Annotated in this window: 16 protein-coding genes; 9 read left to right on the top strand and 7 right to left on the bottom strand. The window is 71.0% G+C overall.

The window, feature by feature from the left end; genetic code table 11:
- Nucleotides 1–95: 95 nt before the first annotated feature.
- A complete protein-coding gene (locus ACFYOJ_RS08770; RefSeq protein ID WP_356558464.1) occupies nt 96–2,378 on the bottom strand; it encodes a (Fe-S)-binding protein in 2,283 nt (760 codons plus the stop codon).
- 519 nt (nt 2,379–2,897) lie between these two features.
- On the opposite strand from ACFYOJ_RS08770, the gene dnaK reads away from it, so the two are divergent.
- From dnaK to ACFYOJ_RS08740, 6 genes are all read left to right on the top strand, one after another.
- Nucleotides 2,898–4,748, top strand: a complete 1,851-nt coding sequence (gene dnaK / locus ACFYOJ_RS08765) for a molecular chaperone DnaK (RefSeq protein WP_356558465.1) — start codon at nt 2,898–2,900, stop codon at nt 4,746–4,748.
- The gene (gene grpE, locus ACFYOJ_RS08760) at nt 4,745–5,392 is read left to right on the top strand and encodes a nucleotide exchange factor GrpE (protein ID WP_356558466.1); all 648 of its coding nucleotides are present in this window, start codon (nt 4,745–4,747) and stop codon (nt 5,390–5,392) included. The genes dnaK and grpE overlap by 4 nt, the downstream gene beginning before the upstream one ends.
- A 42-nt stretch (nt 5,393–5,434) precedes the next feature.
- On the top strand, nt 5,435–6,616 hold the full coding sequence (gene dnaJ, locus ACFYOJ_RS08755) for a molecular chaperone DnaJ (RefSeq protein WP_356558467.1): 1,182 nt from the start codon (nt 5,435–5,437) through the stop codon (nt 6,614–6,616).
- 5 nt (nt 6,617–6,621) lie between these two features.
- Nucleotides 6,622–7,095 carry a heat shock protein transcriptional repressor HspR gene (locus ACFYOJ_RS08750; protein ID WP_356558468.1) on the top strand — a complete coding sequence of 158 codons (474 nt, stop codon included), beginning with the start codon at nt 6,622–6,624 and terminating at the stop codon, nt 7,093–7,095.
- A 299-nt stretch (nt 7,096–7,394) separates the two neighbouring features.
- Nucleotides 7,395–8,510, top strand: coding sequence for a substrate-binding domain-containing protein (locus tag ACFYOJ_RS08745; protein WP_356558469.1), 1,116 nt, complete (start codon nt 7,395–7,397; stop codon nt 8,508–8,510).
- A gap of 139 nt (nt 8,511–8,649) precedes the next feature.
- A complete protein-coding gene (locus ACFYOJ_RS08740) occupies nt 8,650–9,678 on the top strand; it encodes a helix-turn-helix transcriptional regulator (RefSeq protein WP_356558470.1) in 1,029 nt (342 codons plus the stop codon).
- Here the strand turns inward: ACFYOJ_RS08740 and ACFYOJ_RS08735 are convergent.
- Nucleotides 9,641–10,651, bottom strand: coding sequence for a helix-turn-helix transcriptional regulator (locus ACFYOJ_RS08735; protein WP_356558471.1), 1,011 nt, complete (start codon nt 10,649–10,651; stop codon nt 9,641–9,643). The two genes, ACFYOJ_RS08740 and ACFYOJ_RS08735, sit on opposite strands and share 38 nt — an antisense overlap.
- Nucleotides 10,648–11,688, bottom strand: a complete 1,041-nt coding sequence (locus ACFYOJ_RS08730) for a helix-turn-helix transcriptional regulator (RefSeq protein ID WP_356558472.1) — start codon at nt 11,686–11,688, stop codon at nt 10,648–10,650. Before ACFYOJ_RS08730 ends, ACFYOJ_RS08735 begins: the two co-directional genes overlap by 4 nt.
- 293 nt (nt 11,689–11,981) lie before the next feature.
- Here ACFYOJ_RS08730 and ACFYOJ_RS08725 point away from each other — a divergent pair, with 293 nt between their 5' ends.
- From ACFYOJ_RS08725 to ACFYOJ_RS08715, 3 genes are all read left to right on the top strand, one after another.
- Nucleotides 11,982–12,317, top strand: a complete 336-nt coding sequence (locus tag ACFYOJ_RS08725) for a hypothetical protein (protein ID WP_356558473.1) — start codon at nt 11,982–11,984, stop codon at nt 12,315–12,317.
- A 266-nt stretch (nt 12,318–12,583) separates the two neighbouring features.
- Nucleotides 12,584–15,181, top strand: a complete 2,598-nt coding sequence (clpB, locus tag ACFYOJ_RS08720; protein WP_356558474.1) for an ATP-dependent chaperone ClpB — start codon at nt 12,584–12,586, stop codon at nt 15,179–15,181.
- Nucleotides 15,182–15,373: 192 nt separating this feature from the next.
- On the top strand, nt 15,374–15,907 hold the full coding sequence (locus tag ACFYOJ_RS08715; protein ID WP_356558475.1) for a YbjN domain-containing protein: 534 nt from the start codon (nt 15,374–15,376) through the stop codon (nt 15,905–15,907).
- A 157-nt stretch (nt 15,908–16,064) separates the two neighbouring features.
- Here the strand turns inward: ACFYOJ_RS08715 and ACFYOJ_RS08710 are convergent, their stop codons facing one another.
- From ACFYOJ_RS08710 to ACFYOJ_RS08695, 4 genes are all read right to left on the bottom strand, one after another.
- The gene (locus ACFYOJ_RS08710) at nt 16,065–17,654 is read right to left on the bottom strand and encodes an acyl-CoA carboxylase subunit beta (RefSeq protein ID WP_356558476.1); all 1,590 of its coding nucleotides are present in this window, start codon (nt 17,652–17,654) and stop codon (nt 16,065–16,067) included.
- Nucleotides 17,655–17,688: 34 nt separating this feature from the next.
- Complete coding sequence (locus ACFYOJ_RS08705) at nt 17,689–18,954, bottom strand: acyltransferase domain-containing protein (protein WP_356558477.1); 1,266 nt, start codon at nt 18,952–18,954, stop codon at nt 17,689–17,691.
- A gap of 21 nt (nt 18,955–18,975) precedes the next feature.
- Nucleotides 18,976–20,775, bottom strand: coding sequence for a fatty acyl-AMP ligase (locus tag ACFYOJ_RS08700; protein ID WP_356558478.1), 1,800 nt, complete (start codon nt 20,773–20,775; stop codon nt 18,976–18,978).
- Between the two features lie 149 nt (nt 20,776–20,924).
- A complete protein-coding gene (locus tag ACFYOJ_RS08695) occupies nt 20,925–21,110 on the bottom strand; it encodes an acyl-CoA carboxylase subunit epsilon (RefSeq protein WP_356558479.1) in 186 nt (61 codons plus the stop codon).
- Nucleotides 21,111–21,204: the final 94 nt, after the last annotated feature.

Below are 21,204 nucleotides of genomic sequence, written 5' to 3'. Positions count from 1 at the left end.
CCCCGAGTGTTCTCGGGGGCGGGTACGGCGACGCCCCCGGGTCCTGGTGGATCCGGGGGCGTCGGCCGTGCCGTGGCGGCCGTCGTGGCCGTGGGTCACTTCACCGGCTCGGGCTCCGGCGTGCTCTCGGGCTCCGCCTCGCCGGCCGGGTCGGCCGGGGTCCTGACGGAGTCCAGCAGGAGCTGGGCGACGTCGACGACCTGGATGGACTCCTTGGCCTTGCCGTCGTTCTTCTTGCCGTTGACCGAGTCGGTCAGCATGACGAGGCAGAACGGGCAGGCGGTGGAGACGATGTCCGGGTTGACGGAGAGGGCCTCGTCGACGCGCTCGTTGTTGATGCGCTTGCCGATCCGCTCCTCCATCCACATCCGGGCGCCGCCGGCGCCGCAGCAGAAGCCGCGTTCCTTGTGGCGGTGCATCTCCTCGTTCCGGACGCCGGGGACGGCGGCGATGATCTCGCGCGGGGGCGTGTAGATCTTGTTGTGCCGGCCCAGGTAGCACGGGTCGTGGTAGGTGATGATGCCCTCGACCGGGGTCACCGGGATCAGCTTGCCCTCGTCGACGAGGTGCTGGAGCAGCTGGGTGTGGTGGATGACCTCGTAGTCGCCGCCGAGCTGCGGGTACTCGTTGCCGAGGGTGTTGAGGCAGTGCGGGCAGGTCGCGACGATCTTCTTGGCCGACTTCGGCTTCTTCGACTCGGGCGTGACCTTGCCGTCGTCGTCCATCTCCTCGCCGAAGGCGGCGTTGAGGGACATGACGTTCTCCATGCCGAGCTCCTGGAAGAGGGGCTCGTTGCCGAGGCGGCGGGCGGAGTCACCGGTGCACTTCTCGTCGCCGCCCATGATCGCGAACTTGACGCCCGCGATGTGCAGCAGCTCGGCGAAGGCCTTGGTGGTCTTCTTGGCGCGGTCCTCCAGGGCGCCGGCGCAGCCGACCCAGTACAGGTACTCGACCTCGGTGAGGTCCTCGATGTCCTTGCCGACGACCGGGACCTCGAAGTCGACCTCCTTGAGCCACTCCAGGCGCTGCTTCTTGGCCAGGCCCCAGGGGTTGCCCTTCTTCTCCAGGTTCTTGAGCATCGTGCCCGCCTCGGACGGGAACGCCGACTCGATCATGACCTGGTAGCGGCGCATGTCGACGATGTGGTCGACGTGCTCGATGTCGACCGGGCACTGCTCGACGCAGGCGCCGCAGGTGGTGCAGGACCACAGGACGTCCGGGTCGATGACGCCGTTCTCCTCGAGGGTCCCGATCAGCGGGCGCTCGGCCTCGGCGAGGGCCGCCGCCGGGACGTCCTTCAGCTGCTCCTCGGACGCCTTCTCCTCGCCCTCCATGGTCTTGCCGCCGCCGGCCAGCAGGTAGGGGGCCTTGGCGTGCGCGTGGTCGCGCAGGGACATGATCAGGAGCTTGGGGGAGAGCGGCTTGCCGGTGTTCCACGCGGGGCACTGCGACTGGCAGCGGCCGCACTCGGTGCAGGTGGAGAAGTCCAGCAGGCCCTTCCAGGAGAACTGCTCGACCTGGGAGACGCCGAAGACGTCGTCGTCGCCGGGGTCGGCGAAGTCGATCGGCTTGCCGCCCGAGGTCATCGGCTGAAGGGCGCCGAGCGCGGTCTCGCCGGTGGCGTTGCGCTTGAACCAGATGTTCGGGAACGCCAGGAAGCGGTGCCAGGCCACCCCCATGTTCGTGTTCAGGCTGACCGTGATCATCCAGATCATGGTCGTGCCCAGCTTGATCATGGCGAAGAGGTAGACCAGGTTCTGCAGCGCCGTCACGCTCAGGCCCTTGAAGGCCAGGACCAGCGGGTACGAGGCGAAGTACGCGGCCTCGTAGTGGTCCACGTGGTGCAGGGCACCCTCCAGGCCGCGCAGCACGTAGATAGCGAGGCCGATGGTGAGGATGACGTACTCGACGAAGTAGGCCTGGCCCATCTTCGAGCCCGTGAACCGGGACTTGCGGCCCGGCCGCGAGGGCAGGCTCAGCAGGCGGACGACCATCAGGACGAGGATGCCGAGGGTCGTCATCGCGCTGATGAACTCGATGTACAGCTCGTACGGCAGGAAGCCCCCGAGGACCGGGAGCGTCCAGTCGGCCTGGAAGAGCTGGCCGTAGGCGGTGACGATCGTCGGCGGCAGGGTCAGGAAGCCGATCGCCACGAACCAGTGGGCGATGCCGACGATGCCCCACCGGTTCATGCGGGTGTGCCCGAGGAACTCCTTCACCAGCGTCACGCTGCGCTGGTACGGATTGTCGGTGCGGGTGCCTGCGGGTACGGGCTGGCCCAGTTTGAAGTACCGGACGAACTGACCGATGGCGCGCGCAAGCAGCGCAACGCCGACCACGGTCAGCACCAGCGACACGATGATCGCGGCGAGTTGCATGGGGGCTCCTCGGGCCTGCGAGGCAATCTGCAGCGGTTCAGCTGAGCGATGCCGGACATTACTAAGCGGTAACTTACCCAGTCCGTCCGAGACTACCCGTATCTCCGGTCGCACTGTAGCCAGAGGGGCGGTGATCTGCGTCGCTGAGGCCACCCTGACCGCCGGGGAAGGGGGTGTGCCGTCGCCACGCCGGTCCGGGTGGGCCGTTCTTCGCATTTCGTGATATCCGGTTTATTCGGGCCCAGTTTATGTCCGTGCCCCACGGGGTCGCCGCCGCGGCCGTCCTCCTCCTCTCCGCCGCTCCCTCGTCGCGCCGCCCGAGGTGTCCGCCCGCACCCGTCCGAGAGGTGGATTTTCCGGATCATCGGGTCGGTCGTTCGGGAGAAGCGCAGGTCAGCGCGCCGTTGCGTGTAAGGAGCGGATAAGAGTTGAGTCTGGCTGGCTCAGGTCTGTTGACCCGACGGTGGCCGTCGGGCACACTTGAGCCTGTTCCACTCAAGTCAGCTGGAGGAAATCACCATGGCACGTGCGGTCGGCATCGACCTGGGCACGACTAACTCCGTCGTCAGCGTTCTGGAGGGCGGCGAGCCCACCGTCATCACCAACGCCGAGGGCGCCAGGACCACGCCGTCCGTCGTCGCCTTCGCCAAGAACGGTGAGGTGCTGGTCGGCGAGGTGGCCAAGCGTCAGGCGGTCACGAACGTCGACAGGACCATCCGGTCGGTCAAGCGCCACATGGGCACCGACTGGAAGATCAACCTGGACGGCAAGGACTTCAACCCGCAGCAGATCAGCGCCTTCGTGCTGCAGAAGCTGAAGCGGGACGCCGAGGCCTACCTGGGCGAGAAGGTCACCGACGCGGTCATCACCGTCCCGGCGTACTTCAACGACGCCGAGCGCCAGGCCACCAAGGAGGCCGGTGAGATCGCCGGTCTGAACGTCCTGCGCATCGTCAACGAGCCGACGGCCGCCGCGCTGGCGTACGGCCTCGACAAGGACGAGCAGGTCATCCTGGTCTTCGACCTCGGTGGCGGCACCTTCGACGTCTCGCTGCTGGAGATCGGCGACGGCGTCGTCGAGGTGAAGGCCACCAACGGTGACAACAACCTCGGTGGTGACGACTGGGACCAGCGCGTCGTCGACTACCTGGTCAAGCAGTTCCAGTCCGGCCACGGCGTGGACCTGGCCAAGGACAAGATGGCGCTGCAGCGCCTGCGCGAGGCCGCCGAGAAGGCGAAGATCGAGCTGTCCTCGTCCACCGAGACGACGATCAACCTGCCCTACATCACGGCCTCCGCCGAGGGCCCGCTGCACCTGGACGAGAAGCTCACCCGCGCCCAGTTCCAGCAGCTGACCGCCGACCTGCTGGAGCGCTGCAAGACGCCGTTCCACAACGTCATCAAGGACGCCGGCATCTCCGTCAACGAGATCGACCACGTCGTCCTCGTCGGCGGCTCCACCCGCATGCCCGCCGTCGCCGAGCTCGTCAAGGAGCTGACCGGCGGCAAGGAGGCCAACAAGGGCGTCAACCCGGACGAGGTCGTCTCGATCGGTGCCGCGCTCCAGGCCGGTGTCCTCAAGGGCGAGGTCAAGGACGTCCTGCTCCTCGACGTCACCCCGCTGTCCCTCGGCATCGAGACCAAGGGCGGCATCATGACCAAGCTGATCGAGCGGAACACGACGATCCCGACCAAGCGGTCCGAGATCTTCACCACCGCCGAGGACAACCAGCCGTCCGTGCAGATCCAGGTCTACCAGGGCGAGCGCGAGATCGCGGCGTACAACAAGAAGCTCGGGATGTTCGAGCTGACCGGTCTGCCCCCGGCGCCCCGCGGCGTCCCGCAGATCGAGGTCTCCTTCGACATCGACGCCAACGGCATCATGCACGTGACCGCGAAGGACCTGGGCACGGGCAAGGAGCAGAAGATGACCGTCACCGGCGGCTCCTCGCTGCCGAAGGACGAGGTCGACCGCATGCGCGAGGAGGCCGAGCGCTACGCGGAGGAGGACCACAAGCGCCGCGAGGCCGCCGAGTCCCGCAACCAGGGCGAGCAGCTCGTCTACCAGACGGAGAAGTTCCTCAAGGACAACGAGGACAAGGTCCCGGGCGAGGTCAAGACCGAGGTCGAGGCCGCCGTCGCCGAGCTGAAGGAGAAGCTCAAGGGCGAGGACACCGCCGAGATCCGCACCGCCACGGAGAAGGTCGCCGCCGTCTCGCAGAAGCTGGGCCAGGCCATGTACGCCGACGCCCAGGGCGCGCAGGCCGCCGGCGGCGAGGCCCCGGGCGCCGGCGCGGGTGACAAGGGTGCCGACGACGACGTCGTCGACGCCGAGATCGTGGACGACGAGCGCAAGGACGGTGCGGCGTGACCGAGGAGACCCCGGGCTTCGAGGAGAAGCCCGACGTCCCCTCTGGCGCCGCCCCTGACGCCGCCGAACCGACGGCCGCCTCCGAGGAGGAGGCGGCCCCGGCCGGGGACGCGAGTGAGAACGCGGGCCTGGTGGCCCAGCTGGATCAGGCACGCAAGGCGCTCGACGAGCGCACGGCGGACCTCCAGCGCCTCCAGGCCGAGTACCAGAACTACCGTCGCCGGGTCGAGCGGGACCGCGCCGCGGTCAAGGAGGTCGCCGTCGCGAACCTCCTGACCGAGCTGCTTCCCGTCCTCGACGACATCGGCCGCGCCCGGGAGCACGGCGAGCTCGTCGGCGGGTTCAAGTCCGTCGCGGAGTCGCTGGAGAGCACCGTGGCCAAGCTGGGTCTGCAGCAGTTCGGCAAGGAGGGCGAGCCCTTCGACCCGACGATCCACGAGGCCCTGATGCACTCCTACGCACCGGACGTCACCGAGACGACGTGCGTGGCGATCCTGCAGCCCGGGTACCGCATCGGCGAGCGCACCGTCCGCCCCGCGCGGGTGGCGGTGGCCGAGCCGCAGCCGGGGGCGCAGACCGTCCAGGCCGAGGAACCGGCCGAGGCGGCCGACGAGAAGGACAACGGTGGCCCGGAGGAGGGCTGACGTCACGACGTACGCACACGCAGGAGAGGAGGGACGTCGGGGATGAGTACCAAGGACTTCATCGAGAAGGACTACTACAAGGTCCTCGGCGTCCCCAAGGACGCCACCGAGGCCGAGATCAAGAAGGCGTACCGGAAGCTCGCCCGCGAGTTCCACCCGGACGCCAACAAGGGCAACGCCAGGGCCGAGGAGCGCTTCAAGGAGATCTCCGAGGCGAACGACGTCCTCGGCGACCCCAAGAAGCGCAAGGAGTACGACGACGCCCGCGCGCTCTTCGGCAACGGCGGCTTCCGCCCGGGGCCGGGCGCGGGCGGCGGCACCTTCAACTTCGACCTGGGCGACCTCTTCGGAGGCGCCCAGGGCGGGGCCGGCGGCTTCGGCGGCGGGCTCGGTGACGTCTTCGGGGGCCTGTTCAACCGCACCGGCGCCGGTGGTCCCGGCGCCGGCACGCGGACCCAGCCGCGGCGCGGCCAGGACGTCGAGTCCGAGGTGACCCTCAGCTTCACGGAGGCCATCGAGGGCGCGACGGTCCCGCTGCGGATGTCCAGCCAGCAGCCCTGCAAGGCCTGTTCGGGCACCGGCGACAAGAACGGCACACCGCGTGTGTGCCCGACCTGCGTCGGCACCGGGCAGGTCGCCCGGGGCTCCGGCGGCGGTTTCTCGCTGACCGATCCCTGCCCGGACTGCAAGGGCCGTGGCCTGATCTCGGAGAACCCCTGCGAGGTCTGCAAGGGCTCCGGACGCGCCAAGTCCTCGCGGACGATGCAGGTCCGCATCCCGGCCGGGGTGTCGGACGGGCAGCGCATCCGGCTGCGCGGCAAGGGCGCGCCCGGCGAGCGGGGCGGCCCGGCGGGCGACCTGTACGTGGTCGTCCACGTCAAGGAGCACCCCGTCTTCGGACGGCGGGGCGACAACCTCACCGTCACCGTCCCGGTCACCTTCGCCGAGGCGGCCCTCGGCGGCGAGGTCCGCGTCCCGACCCTGGGCGGGCCGCCCGTCACGCTCAAGCTGCCGGCGGGCACGCCGGGCGGGCGCACCATGCGCGCCCGGGGCAAGGGCGCGGTCCGCAAGGACGGCACCCGCGGCGACCTCCTGGTCACCGTGGAGGTGAGTGTTCCGAAGGACCTGTCGGGGAAGGCTCGTGACGCGCTCGAGGCGTATCGCGAGGCGACCGCGGACGAGGATCCGCGGGCGGAGCTGTTCCAGGCCGCGAAGGGAGCTTGATCGAGATGGACGGCCGTCGTCCCCGCCAGCGCGGGGGTTTCTCACCGTATGAGCTGACCGAGGACACCCCGGTCTACGTCATCTCGGTCGCGGCCCAGCTCTCCGGTCTGCACCCGCAGACCCTGCGCCAGTACGACCGCCTCGGCCTGGTCTCCCCGGACCGCACGGCCGGGCGCGGCCGGCGCTACTCGGCCCGCGACATCGAACTGCTCCGCCAGGTGCAGCAGTTGTCGCAGGAAGAGGGCATCAACCTGGCCGGCATCAAGCGCATCATCGAACTGGAGAACCAGGTCGCCGCGCTGCAGGCCCGCATAGCGGAGCTGTCGGACGCGCTGGACGGCGCGGCGACGGCGATGCGGCAGCGGGAGGCGGCGGTGCACGCCTCGTACCGCCGTGACCTGGTGCCGTACCAGGAGGTGCAGCAGACCAGCGCGCTGGTGGTCTGGCGGCCCAAGCGGCAGCAGCAACTGCCCGACTGACCGGGCGCCGGCCCGGCTCGTCGGCGATGTGAAGGGGCCCGGAGGTTCGTCCTGAACCTCCGGGTCCCTTCGCGTGGGAGCGCATAGGGGGCGTGGGGGGGGCGTAGGGGGGACGCGTGGCCGCCGGGTGGAGGGTGTGTGCGGGTCCGGCGGACGATTCCGCTCCGTCTCCGGTACGGCCGCGGAGCGTGGTGTTGTCATCTCGTTAAGTGATTCCGCTTGACGGTGGGGACGCCGCCGCGTTGGCTTTTCAGTCACCTGGGTTGCAATGTGGCCCCCGCGTCCGGAAGGCACCACAAGTGAGTTCCTGCATACGTCGTATCGCCCTGTCCGTGGTGGCGACCACGCTGATCGTTCCGCTGGCCGCCTGCGGAACAGACACCGCGAGCCACAGCGACGGCGCGAGCCCGTCCAAGGGCGACGACATCACCGTGGGTCTGCTGCTTCCGGAGAAGGAGAACACGCGGTACGAGCAGTTCGACCGCCCGCACTTCGTGGCGAAGGTCGCCGAACTCACCCGCAAACAGGGCAAGGTCGAGTACGCCAACGCGGAGGCGGACGCCTCGAAGCAGGCCGAGCAGCTGCAGCGGATGATCGACGACAAGGTCGACGTGATCGTCCTGGACGCCGTCGACGCGCGCTCCATCGCGGACGGCGTGCGGAAAGCCAAGGACGCCGGCATCCCCGTCGTCGCCTACGACCGGCTGGCCGAGGGCCCGATCGACGCCTACGTCTCCTTCGACAACGAGCTGGTCGGCGAGGTCCAGGGCCGCTCCCTGATCGAGGCGCTCGGCGACGGGACGACCGCGTCCGACAGGATCGTCATGATGAACGGGTCGCCCACCGACCCGAACGCCAAGCAGTTCAAGGCGGGCGCGCTGTCCGAGCTGTCCGGCAAGGTGACGATCGCGCGGTCCTTCGACACCGAGGACTGGAAGCCGGAGAACGCCGAGGCGAACATGGCCGAGGCGATCGAGGAGATCGGCGCGAAGAACATCGCCGGTGTGTACTCCGCCAACGACGGCATGGCGGGCGGCGTCATCGACGCCCTGGAGGCGGCGGGCGTCACCGACCTGCCGCCGATCACCGGCCAGGACGCGGAACTCTCGGCGGTCCAGCGGATCGTCGCCGGCGAGCAGTACATGAGCGTCTACAAGTCCTACCCGCAGGAGGCGGAGGCGGCCGCGGAGATGGCCGTGGCGCGTGTTCAGGGCCGGGACATCCAGTTCGACTCGCTCACCCGCGACAGGGTCGACAGCCCCACCCTGAAGGACATCCCCGCCAAGCTGGTGCCGGTGGTGGCGCTGACGAAGGAGACCATCGAGGAGACCGTCGTGGCGGACGGCTTCTACAAGATCTCCGAGATCTGCACGGCCGAGTTCGCCGCCGACTGCGCGAAGATCGGGCTGACGTAGCTCACGGCCCCGGTCCGGGCGCGAGGGTCCGGGCCGGGGCTCTCCGGCTGCCGTCCGGCGCACAGCCGTGTTGCGGACCCGGTGCGGGCCGCGCATAGTTGCGTCGCGGACAGAGCCGGAACCGGGGGTGGGATGGGCGATGGCCGGGCACGGGTCTCAGGAACATCCGCACGGTGCCGACCGGCTGTGCGCGGCCGGGGACCGCTTGTACTCCCGGGCCGTACGGCACGGCCGGGTGCCGCGCGCGGACGCCGGGCCGGTGCCCTGCCTGCTGGAACTGGCCCTGCTGCACCCCGACCCGGACGACATGGACTGGCTGGTGCCCGCCTCCCCGCAGGAGGTCATGACGCGGCTGCTGCGGGGCGTGTACGACGAGGTGAGCGCCAGTCAGCGGCGGGTGGGCTCGGCGGTGGAGGCGTTCGCGCGGTACGCGGGACTCGGCGACCGGGTCCGGGACCCGGCCGGCACGGAGGGCACGGCGATCCGGGTCCTCGACGGACTGGCCCGTATCCAGGCCGCGATGGACGAGGCGACGCAGGCGTGCACGACGGAGGTCCTCACCGTCCAGCCCGGCGGCATCCGGCGTGAGCACGAGCTGGCGGAGGGGCTGCACCGGGCGCTGGCGCTGCGCGGGCGCGGGGTGCGGATGCGGGACCTGTACACCCACGTCGCCCGGCACGGGCAGGGGCTGCTCACCTATCTGGAGCTCATGGGGGACGCGGTCCAGGCCCGTACCCTCGACGAGGTCGTCGACCGGCTCATCCTCTTCGACCGCACGGTGGCCTTCATCCCGGCCAACCCCGAACACACGATGGCCCTGGAGCTGCGCCACCCCGCGCTGATCACCTACCTGATCACGGTCTTCGAACGCCTGTGGCGCCTGGCGATCCCGCTGACGGCCCCGCTGCCCGACACGGGGGTCGAGGGCGTCTCCCACCGTGAGCGGGCCATCGCCGCGCTGCTGGCGGAGGGCCACCAGGACGCGGCGATCGCGGAACGGCTGGGCATCAGCGTCCGTACGGCCCGCGCCCACATCGCCCGCCTCTCGGAGACCCTGGGCGCGACCAGCCGGACCCAGCTGGGGGTGCGCATCGCCCAGGCCGGCCTGGACGGTTCGCCGCGTGCCGCGGTCAGCGTTCCCGGTCGAGGATCCCCGACCGCCCGATGAGGTAGCCGAGCTGCGCCCTGCTCTCGCTGCCGAGGGTGGCGGCGAGTTTGGCGATGTGGACGCGGACGGTGCGGACGTTCATGCCGAGCCGGTCGGCGATCGCGGAGTCGGTGTGCCCTTCGACGAGCAGGGCGGCGATCGCCCGCTGGCGGGGGGTGACGCCGTTGAGGGTGGGCTGCTGCTCCGCCCGGGGGTGCATGGGGGTGGCCAGGCGCCAGAAGCGGTCGAAGGCGGTGGTGAGGTAGGCGACGAGGGCGGGCTGGCGGATCTCCAGTGCCAGGCTGCGGTCCTCGTTGGCGGGGACGAAGGCCACCGTGCGGTCGATGAGGATGAGCCGGTCGGTGACCTCGTCCAGGGAGCGGGCCTGGACGTCGCCGCGGAGCCGTTCGTAGCGGGCGACGACCGGCGGCGCGTGCCGCAGGGTGTGCTGGTAGAGGGCGCGGATGCGGCCGCCTCGGTCCAGCAGGGCCTGGTCGCGTCTCAGGGCGGCTTCCATGTGGTGGGCACCGGAGGGCGCGTAGCTGTTGTGCGGCTGGATCGTCAGGATCTCGGTGGCCTCGGCCATGGCCTCGTCGAGGACGCGGCTGATGTGCTCCTTCTCGCTGTGGACGGTGATCAGGGGGTCGGCCGACGGTGTGCCGTGCTGTTCGCCCGCGCGCATCAGGGGTGCGAAGCTCTCGGCCAGGCGTTCCGAACGCCGGTGCTCGTCGGCGACGCGCTCCGCGGAGGAGCGGAGCAGCCTGTGCAGGGCCAGGGCGGGCGCCACCGGCTCCAGGCAGTCCAGGTCGTCGAGGGCGGGCCGCAGCAGCCCGTAGGCGGTCAGGCAGGGTGCCGGACGGGTCTCCGCCGTACGCAGACGGCCCTCCCGCAGAGCGCGTACGTACAGTTCCGTGCCCGTGGCGCAGAGGTCCTCCGGTCCGTGCGCGGTATGCGGGGCGTGGGACGTGGCCGGCGCCTGTCGGTCGTCCGTCACGGGCGGCCCTCTCGCGCGGGGGTCTGCTGGCTCTGTTCGAGGATCCCCGACTGGGCTATGAGGTAGCCCAGTTGCGCGCGGCTGCCGCTTCCGAGGGCGGTGGCCAGTTTCGCTATGTGGGCGCGGCAGGTGCGGACGTTCATCCCCAGGCGGCGGGCGATGGCCTCGTCCACGTGACCCTCGACCAGGAGCTTGGCGATGGAGTGCTGGATGTCGGTGATGCCGTCGGGGGCCGTTTCGTAGGGAGCTCCGGCGGTGAGAGGGACCGCTCGGTTCCAGATGAACTCGAAGACTCTCACCAGGTAACGGACGAGGCCGGGATGGCGCAGCTCCAGTGCGACCTGCCGGTCTTCGCGGACGGGGATGAACGCGACGGTCTCATCGCAGATGATGAGACGTTCCACGAGTTCGTCGATGGTGCGGTACTCCACCTTGCCGTCGGTGAACTGGTCCGCGTATGCGAGTCTGTCCGGGCTGAACCGGGCGGTGTGCTGGTAGAGGGTTCGGATCCGTACGCCTCGCTCGATCAGGGGCTTGTCGCGTTCGAGTCCCTCCAGCAGTCGGTTCTCGGGCCGGCGATGACCGCTGGGCTGGATCGTCAGCATCTCGATCTGACACTGTGCCGTCGCCAGGTCGAGTGCCGCGTTGATCCGGTCGAGGCCTTCCAGCACCGTGATGGAGTGGGCAGGGCTCGTTTCCTGGGTGCTGATGTCCATGAACGGTTCGAAGAGCTCGGCAAGCGCGATCGACAGCCGTCGCTGCTCGGTGATCTCACGTTCGATGGGATTGAGTCGTTGGGCAAGCGCGATCGACGGCGGGACCGGGCGCAGCCATGTGGCGTCGTCGGGGTCGGGGTGGAGCAGAGCGAGGTCCATCAGGCACGGAGCTGCCTCGATGTCGGCCCTCGGTATGCGTCCGGTCCTGAGGGCGTGCGCGTAAAGACGGCTCCCGTCGGGGCACAACTCGGTTCCCGTATGGGGATGCTCCCTCTTAGTCCGCTTTGCCACTAAAACTCCACCCCCCAGGGTCCTGAACATGCAGGAACATGATGCACCGATTGTGTGGCCATGACGTGCCTGAATGAGCCATCGTCTTACCCGACGGGGGAATGAGGGGACCATCAAGTGAGGACGAAGCCGACTATGCGTACGAGAATGCTTCGCTCGGTGCTTGTAACTGCCTTCTCCGCCGTCGTGGCCTGCGGTGTGCTGGCTGGCCTCGGCGTGAAGAGCGGTGAGCACGAGACGAGTGGTGTTCACTCAGTGGCGGTCGCGGGCCCGGGTGGTGAGCCGGTGACTCTGCCTGCCGACAGTGTGTGGGACTGATAGCGATGTCCACTCCACCCGACGACCGTTCGTTCCGCCGTGAGATGGCTACCGCCTACCGCTCCGGCTGGCACTTCATCGATCTGGTCACCGCGATCCCGCATCCCGGTGACTCCCTGATGGTGACGGTCTTCGGCGAGCCGGTGGTCGTCACGCTGGACGAGGACGGCGACGTGCGGGCGTACCGGTGCCTGCGGCGGCCTCGGGGGGCGCCGCGGCCCGTGCGGTGTGCCGTCCGGTACGGAATGATCTTTGTGAACCTGGACCAGAGGGACCACCGGCTCGACCGGCCGGAGGCCCCCGAAGTGAGGACCATCTCGGCCACCCCCCGCAGTGCCTGACGCGATTCCCCCGGTGTAGAAGATCGCTCAGGTACTTCCCCCCGGCAGCGGCGTCACCGTGACCTGAACACGGTGACGCCGCTGTCGTGTGCGCGGATGTTCCCGGCGGGTGCCGGTTCTCCCCTCCGGCGGGAAGGCTTCCGGGAGACGCCGGACCGCCGCTTCCTCCTTGAGTGGAATAGACTCAACTTTGTGCACGTTGACTGAGTCAGCACTGGGAGACGCGGCCGGACGCCGTCGGCCGACGCTAGGAGGGAAGCCAGAACGTGGACGCCGAGCTGACCAACCGGAGCCGGGACGCGATCAACGCGGCCAGCAACCGGGCCGTGACCGAGGGACACCCCGACCTCACCCCCGCCCACCTGCTCCTGGCTCTGCTCCAGGGACAGGACAACGAGAACATCACCGACCTGCTCGCCGCCGTCGAGGCCGACCTCGCGGCCGTGCGTTCCGGCGCCGAGCGCATCCTCTCCGGGCTGCCCAGCGTGACCGGGTCGACGGTCGCGCCGCCGCAGCCGAACCGTGAGATGCTCGCCGTGGTCGCCGACGCCCAGGCGCGCGCCAAGGAGCTCGGGGACGAGTACCTCTCCACCGAGCACCTGCTCCTCGGCATCGCCGCGAAGGGCGGCGCGGCCGGTGAGGTGCTGGAGGGGCAGGGCGCCAGTGCGAAGAAGCTGCAGGAGGCCTTCCGCAGGGCGAGGGGAGGGCGCAGGGTGACCACCGCCGATCCCGAGGGCCAGTACAAGGCGCTGGAGAAGTTCGGCACCGACCTCACCGCCGCCGCGCGCGAGGGCAGGCTCGATCCCGTCATCGGGCGGGACCAGGAGATCCGGCGGGTCGTGCAGGTGCTGTCCCGCCGCACCAAGAACAACCCCGTCCTCATCGGTGAGCCCGGCGTCGGCAAGACCGCCGTCGTCGAGGGGCTCGCCCAGCGGATCGTCAAGGGCGACGTGCCCGAGTCGCTGAAGGGCAAGCGGCTGGTCGCGCTGGACCTGGGCGCGATGGTCGCCGGCGCCAAGTACCGGGGCGAGTTCGAGGAGCGGCTGAAGACGGTCCTCGCCGAGATCAAGGACTCCGACGGGCAGATCATCACCTTCATCGACGAGCTGCACACCGTCGTGGGGGCCGGCGCCGGCGGCGACTCCGCCATGGACGCCGGGAACATGCTCAAGCCGATGCTGGCGCGCGGCGAGCTGCGCATGGTCGGCGCGACCACGCTGGACGAGTACCGGGAGCGGATTGAGAAGGACCCGGCGCTGGAGCGGCGCTTCCAGCAGGTGCTGGTCGCCGAGCCGACCGTCGAGGACTCCATCGCGATCCTGCGCGGGCTCAAGGGCCGCTACGAGGCCCACCACAAGGTGCAGATCGCGGACAGCGCCCTGGTGGCCGCCGCGACGCTGTCCGACCGGTACATCACCTCCCGCTTCCTGCCCGACAAGGCCATCGACCTCGTCGACGAGGCCGCGTCCCGGCTGCGCATGGAGATCGACTCGTCGCCCGTCGAGATCGACGAACTCCAGCGCGCCGTCGACCGGTTGAAGATGGAGGAGCTGGCGATCGGCAGGGAGACCGACGCGGCCTCGCTGGAGCGGCTGGAGCGGCTGCGCCGCGACCTCGCCGACAAGGAGGAGGAGCTGCGCGGCCTCACCGCCCGCTGGGAGAAGGAGAAGCAGTCCCTCAACCGGGTCGGTGAGCTGAAGGAGAAGCTCGACGAACTGCGCGGGCAGGCCGAACGCGCTCAGCGCGACGGCGACTTCGACACCGCCTCCAAGCTGCTGTACGGCGAGATCCCGGCCCTGGAGCGCGACCTGGAGGCCGCCTCCGAGGCCGAGGAGGAGGTGGCCAGGGACACCATGGTCAAGGAGGAGGTCGGCGCCGACGACATCGCGGACGTCGTCGCCTCCTGGACCGGCATCCCCGCCGGGCGTCTGCTGGAGGGCGAGACGCAGAAGCTGCTGCGCATGGAGGACGAGCTGGGCAAGCGGCTCATCGGGCAGACCGAGGCCGTGCGGGCCGTGTCCGACGCGGTACGGCGCTCGCGCGCGGGCATCGCCGACCCGGACCGGCCGACCGGTTCGTTCCTCTTCCTCGGCCCGACCGGTGTCGGCAAGACCGAACTGGCCAAGGCGCTCGCCGACTTCCTCTTCGACGACGAGCGGGCCATGGTCCGCATCGACATGTCGGAGTACAGCGAGAAGCACAGCGTCGCCCGACTGGTCGGCGCCCCGCCCGGCTACGTCGGCTACGAGGAGGGCGGCCAGCTCACCGAGGCCGTGCGGCGGCGGCCGTACTCCGTGGTGCTGCTGGACGAGGTGGAGAAGGCGCACCCCGAGGTCTTCGACATCCTGCTCCAGGTGCTGGACGACGGGCGCCTCACCGACGGGCAGGGCCGCACCGTCGACTTCCGCAACACCATCCTGGTGCTGACCTCCAACCTGGGCAGCCAGTACCTGGTCGACCCGCTGACCGGGGAGGCGGAGAAGAAGGAGCAGGTCCTGGAGGTGGTCCGGACGTCGTTCAAGCCGGAGTTCCTCAACCGGCTCGACGACCTCGTGGTCTTCTCGGCCCTGAGCAAGGACGAGCTGAGCCGGATCGCGCGGCTCCAGACCGACGCGCTCGCCCGGCGCCTCGCCGAGCGCCGCCTCACCCTGGAGATCACCGACGAGGCCCTGGCCTGGCTGGCGGACGAGGGCATGGATCCGGCCTACGGCGCCCGCCCGCTGCGCCGCCTCGTGCAGACCGCGATCGGCGACCGGCTCGCCCGGGAGATCCTCTCCGGCGAGATCAAGGACGGCGACACGGTCCGCGTCGACCGCTTCGGCGACGACCTGGTCGTGGGACCGGCGTCGGGCAAGACCCTGTAGCGGACCCCGCGGGCGCCCCGGCACGGACGCGCGGCCCGTCACCCCGGGTGGGTGGCGGGCCGCCGTACGTCACATGGCGGCGTCCGCCCGGCCGGATCGCGTCAGCCCACGGCTGACAGGCCACCGGCGGGCTTGCCACGCCCCTCCCCGCATGGGGGAGGATGGCCGGATCCGTACGAAGGGAAAATCACGGTGAGCATCGACCCGTCCTCGATTCCGAACTTCGGGGGCCAGCCCGAGCCGCAGCCCCAAGGGCCGGCGGGCCCCGTCGTCCCGGATCAGGACCTCGTGAAGCAGCTCCTCGAGCAGATGGAGCTCAAGTACGTCGTCGACGACGAGGGCGACCTCGCGGCGCCGTGGGAGCAGTTCCGCACGTACTTCATGTTCCGCGGCGAGGACGAGCAGAAGATCTTCTCGGTGCGGACGTTCTACGACCGCCCCCACAAGATCGACGACAAGCCGCAGCTCCTGGAGTTCCTCGACGACTGGAACCGCCGCACCCTGTGGCCCAAGGTGTACACCCACACCCACGACGACGGCACCGTCCGCCTGATCGGCGAGGCGCAGATGCTGATCGGCACGGGCGTCAGCCTGGAGCACTTCGTCTCCTCGACGGTCAGCTGGGTGCGCGCCGCCATCGAGTTCGACCGCTGGCTGGTCGAGCAGCTCGGCCTGGAGCAGGAGGCCGGCCAGGAGGAGAAGCCCGGGGAGGAGGGCGGCGAGTAGTCCGCCCCCGACCGCCCGGGAGCCCGGCCGGGCACCGGCCGCCCTTCGGCGGTCGCGTGCCGGGGCCGGGCTCCCGTCGTTCGGCCCGTCGGCGTCTTCGGCCGTCCCCCTCGCCGCGGCACGGCCGCGGACCCCGGGGTGCCCTGCGGCGCGCGTCCTACAGCGGCACCACCCCGTGCTTGCGGTCCGGCAGCGACGCGTGCTTGGCCCGCAGCATCTCCAGCCCCCGGAACAGCACCTGCCGCGTCTCCCCGGGATCGATCACGTCGTCGACCAGGCCCCGCTCGGCGGCGTAGTACGGGTGCATCAGCTCCGCCTTGTACTCCTTGATGAGCCGCGCCCGCGTCGCCTCGGGATCCGCCGAGGCGGCGATCTCCCGGCGGAAGACGACGTTCGCCGCGCCCTCCGCGCCCATCACCGCGATCTCGTTGGTGGGCCACGCGTAGGCCAGGTCGGCCCCGATGGAGCGCGAGTCCATCACGATGTACGCCCCGCCGTACGCCTTGCGCACGACCAGGGAGATGCGCGGCACCGTCGCGTTGCAGTACGCGTACAGCAGCTTGGCACCGTGCCGGATGATGCCGTTGTGCTCCTGGTCCACACCGGGCAGGAACCCGGGCACGTCGACCAGGGTGATCAGCGGGATGTTGAACGAGTCGCAGAACGAGACGTGCCGCGCCGCCTTCTCCGAGCCGTGGATGTCCAGGACCCCGGCGAGCGCGGCCGGCTGGTTGGCGACGATGCCGACGACCTGGCCGCCGAGCCGGGCGAAGGCGCACACCACGTTCGGCGCCCACATCTCGTGCACCTCGAAGTACTGGCCGTCGTCGACGATCTCGGCGATCACCGCCCGCATGTCGTACGCCCGCCCCGGATCGGCCGGCACCAGCGAGGTCAGCGCGTCCGTGCGCCGCTCCACCGGGTCCCCGACGGGCTCGGCCGGCGGCCGCTCGCGGTTGTTCTGCGGGAGCAGCGACAGCAGGAAGCGGACGTCCTCCAGACACGTCTCCTCGTCGTCGTACGCGAACCCGGCGACGCCCGAGGTCCGCGAGTGGACGTCCGCGCCGCCCAGCCCGTCCTGGCTGATGCGCTCGCCGGTGACGGCCTGCACGACGTCCGGGCCGGTGATGAACATCTGCGAGGTGCCGCGCACCATGAACACGAAGTCGGTGAGCGCCGGCGAGTACGCCGCGCCGCCCGCGCACGGGCCGAGCATCACGCTGATCTGCGGGATCACTCCGGAGGCGCGGGTGTTGCGGCGGAAGATGCCGCCGTACCCGGCGAGCGCGGTGACCCCCTCCTGGATGCGGGCACCGGCACCGTCGTTGAGCGAGACGATCGGCACGCCCGCCGACTCGGCGAGGTCCATCACCTTGTGGATCTTCTCCGCGTGGGCCTCGCCGAGCGCTCCGCCGAAGACGCGGAAGTCGTGGGCGTACGCGAAGACGGTACGGCCGTGCACCAGGCCCCAGCCGGTGACGACGCCGTCGCCGTGCGGCCTGCGGTCCTCCAGGCCGAAGCCCTGGGCGCGGTGCCGGCGCAGCGGCTCGATCTCGGTGAACGTCCCGTCGTCGAAGAGCAGTGCGAGGCGTTCGTGGGCGGTGAGCTTTCCCTTGTCGTGCTGACGGCGGGTGGCCGCGGGATCGGGCCCCCGTCCGGTCTCCTCCTTCAGGCGGCGCAGCTCGTCGGTCGAGCGGCGCAGATCAGGGGCGGGCACGGCGGCGAGGAGTTCGTCGAAGGTCGTCATCGCGTCACCGTAGGGACGGGGGCTCGAAACGGACTCAGGACTCGGCCAAGGGACCCGCGTCCAGCTCGGAGAGCACTCCGGCCAGCGACACGGCGTCGCTCTCCGGCCCCGTGCAGACGGCCATGCAGCGCGGCCCCGCGGGACCGCCGAGCCGCCGCAGGAACGGGGTGAGGACCGCCTTCGGGCCGATCTCCACCACATGCGTGGGCCGCCGCTCGGCGAACAGGGCACGGGCGGCGTCGGCGAACCGCACCGGCGAGGTCAGCTGCCGCGACCAGTAGTCGGCGCGCGGCGCGGTGGACAGCTCACGGCCGTACACCGTCGAGTAGTACGGCACGGCGGGCGCCCGGCCCGGCACGTGCCGGGCCGCCGCCTCGAAACGGGCGGCCATCGGCTCCATCAGCGGCGAGTGGAAGGCGTGGCCGACCGGCAGCGGACGGGAGGCGATGCCCTGCTCGGCGAGGCGGGCGGCGGCCCGCTCCAGGCCCGCCGTGTCGCCGGACAGCACCGTGGCCTGCGCCGCGTTGACCACCGCGAGGTGCACCCGCGGCTCGGTCGCGATGACCTCGGCGGCCTGGTACGGGCTGGCGCAGGTCGCCAGCATGCCGCCGCCGGACGGCAGGTACCGCGTCATCGTGGCCCGGAAGGAGACCATGCGGGCCGCCTCGGACAGGGTCAGCGAGCCGGCCGCCGTCGCCGCGGCCAGCTCCCCGACGCCGTGCCCGAGCACCGCGACCGGCCGGACCTCCTCCTCCTGGAGGAGGGTGCGCGCGAGCGCGTACTGCACGGCGAACAGGGCCGGCTGGGTGAACGCCGTTTGGTGGATGCGCGGATCACCGGAGAGGATCAGCTCCACGACGTCCCAGCCCAGTCGCGGGGCGAGCGCCGCCGCGGCGGCCGCGAGGTGGTTCCGGTAGGCGACGAGGTCGTCGTGCAGTCCCGCGGTCATCCGGGGGTGCTGACAGCCCTGTCCGGTGAACACGAACGCCACCCGTACACCGCTTTCCGGGCCCGCGGCGAAGGCGCCCGCCCGGCGCAGCAGATGCCGCGCCAGGTCGCGCACCGTCGCCAGCTCCCGCAGATCGCGCGGGGCCGGCAGCCGGCCGTACTTCTCCTCGATGTCGCCGAACACGCCGAGCAGCGCCACCGAGTCGAGCCCGCACTCGGCGAGCGGCGTGTCATGGCGTACGGCGCGCCGCGCGTGCTCGCCGATCCGGGACGTCAGCCAGTGCACGAACCCTTCCTCGCCCGGCCCGGCGGGGCCGGGCCCCCAGGGGGGCTGCGGTGGTGCTCCGCGCATCCGAATCTCCTCCTATGGGTGTTACGGGGCGGTCGTCGCCCCGGCTGCTGCGGGCGGACGCTCGGTGGCCGCCGACAGGCTGTCCGCCAGTCGTTCGTGCAGGGGCTGGATGGCACCGCTGAGGAAGAGGTCCCGCATCGCGGAGCGGGACACCTTGCCGCTGGTGGTGCGGCGCACGGTTCCCGGCCGGACCAGCAGGACGCCGTCGACGGCCAGCCCGAACTCCTCGGCCAGCCGGTGCCGGATGTCGTCGGCGAGCGCGGACAGGTCGAGGCTGTGGCGGTACGGGGTGCGCAGCTCCTGGACGACGACGACGTGTTCGCCGCCCGGACCGTCGTCGCCGCGGTCGCCGGTCCCGGGCACGGCGAAGGTCGTGGCCGCGCCCAGCGAGGAGCTGAGCTGCTGCACCGACTGCTCCAGGTCCTGCGGGTACAGATTGCGCCCGGCCACGATGATCATGTCCTTGAGGCGGCCGGTGACGTAGAGCCGTCCCTCGTGCACCGTGCCCAGGTCCCCGGTGCGCAGGAAGTCGCCCTCGCCCTCCGCGGTGCGGGCGCCGAAGACCTGTGCCGTCAGCGCGCGGTTGCGCCAGTACCCTTCGGCGATGCAGGCGCCGCGCACCCACACCTCGCCCACCTCGCCGTCCGGCAGGGTGCGCAGGGTGTCGGGGGAGACGATGCGGATGTCGCGGTCCGGGTCCGTGGCCACCGGGCCGCTCGACAGCAGCGGCCGGGCCGGGCGGCCGGGGGCCGCGGGGGTGAGCCGGCCCTGCTCCAGCTCGGCGCTGTCGGCCCACAGCTCGCGCACGGCGGCCTCCCCGCTCGCGTCGGCCGTGACCAGCAAGGTGGCCTCCGCCAGGCCGTAGCCCGGGGTGAACGCCGAGGCGGCGAAGCCGGCCGGGGCGAACCGCTCGCAGAACGCGCGGACCGTCCGGGCCCGCACCGGCTCGCCGCCGCTGACGGCGGTGCGCCAGCCGGACAGGTCGAGGCCGGCGAGCTGCTCGTCACCGACCCGGCGCACGCACAGGTCGTACGCGGTGTCGGGGGCGGCGCTCACCTGGATGCCGTAACGGCCGATCGCCTCCAGCCAGCGGGCCGGGCGCCGCACGAACGCCTCCGGCGACATCAGCAGCGAGGTGCCGCCGAGCCATAACGGGTGCAGCAGCTGGCCCACCAGGCCCAGGTCGTGGTGGAGCGGCAGCCAGCCGCCGATGCGGTCGCCCTCACGGGTGCCGAGCGCCCGGCTGATCGCCTCGTGGTGGGCGCTCAGGGCGCCGTGGGTGATGACGGCGCCGCGCGGGGCGGCCGTGGAGCCGGAGGTGTACTGGAGGTAGGCGGGGGCGTCGTCGGGGAGGGCGAGCGGCGCGTGGTCGGCCTGGCCGTGCACGGCGTCCGCCGCCAGACACGGCGTGGCACCGCAGCCCTGGTCGGCGAGGAGACGGGACAGCTCCGGGGCGAGCCGGGCGTCGGTGAACACGGCGCAGGGCGCGGCGTCCTTGAGCGCGCCGGCCAGGCGGGCCCGGCCGCCGCTGCCGCCGCCCGCCGGCATCGGCACGGCGACGGCACCCGCGTACAGACAGGCCAGGAAGCTCACGGCGAACTGACGGGCGTCGTGGTGCACCAGAAGCACGCGCTCACCGGTCGCGCCGCGTTCGATCAGCCAGCCGGAGAGTGTGCGGGCGGCCGCGTCCAGGGCGCGGTAGGAGACGGTGGAGGGTCTTCCGGTGGAGTCGTCGTCAGGGAGGAGGATCAGGGCGTCGCGCTTCGGATGGGTCTCCGCGCGGAAACGTATGAGCTCGCTGAACGTACGGTGTTCGGCCATCCCAACCCCCGGTACGGTGCGGGCGCGCGGGGTCCCGTCGCCCCGTCGCGCTTGTGTGACCTGAAAGAGCAGGAACGTAACCGCACACTCTCGAACATTGCTCGAATGTTTTCGGACGCGCGGACTCCGGTGCCGCCGTGGCGGCCGGGTCAGGCGCTGCGCCAGCTCAGACGCGGGGTCGTCGGGGAGTGATGGACGCGGGACCAGTCCGCCGCCGCGGGGCGCGGGCCGGGCACAGGCGCGTCGGCCAGGCTCATCAGGACCGTGAGCAGAGCGGCCAGTTCATCGGGGGTGGGCGCGCCTCGGAGGATGCGGATCGCCGGGGGAGGGGTCATGCCCCGAAGCGTTCCCGGCCGGCCTCGAGAGGGTCTCGGGACGGACTGGGGCCCCGCGCGCGGAGTGCGCGTACTTGAGTCCGGCTCGAGCGGG

Source organism: Streptomyces sp. NPDC006384 (assembly GCF_042870695.1).
Taxonomy (GTDB): domain Bacteria; phylum Actinomycetota; class Actinomycetes; order Streptomycetales; family Streptomycetaceae; genus Streptomyces.
The sequence above is the reverse complement of the archived record's forward strand: the minus strand, read 5'-3'. Positions and strand labels throughout refer to the sequence as shown.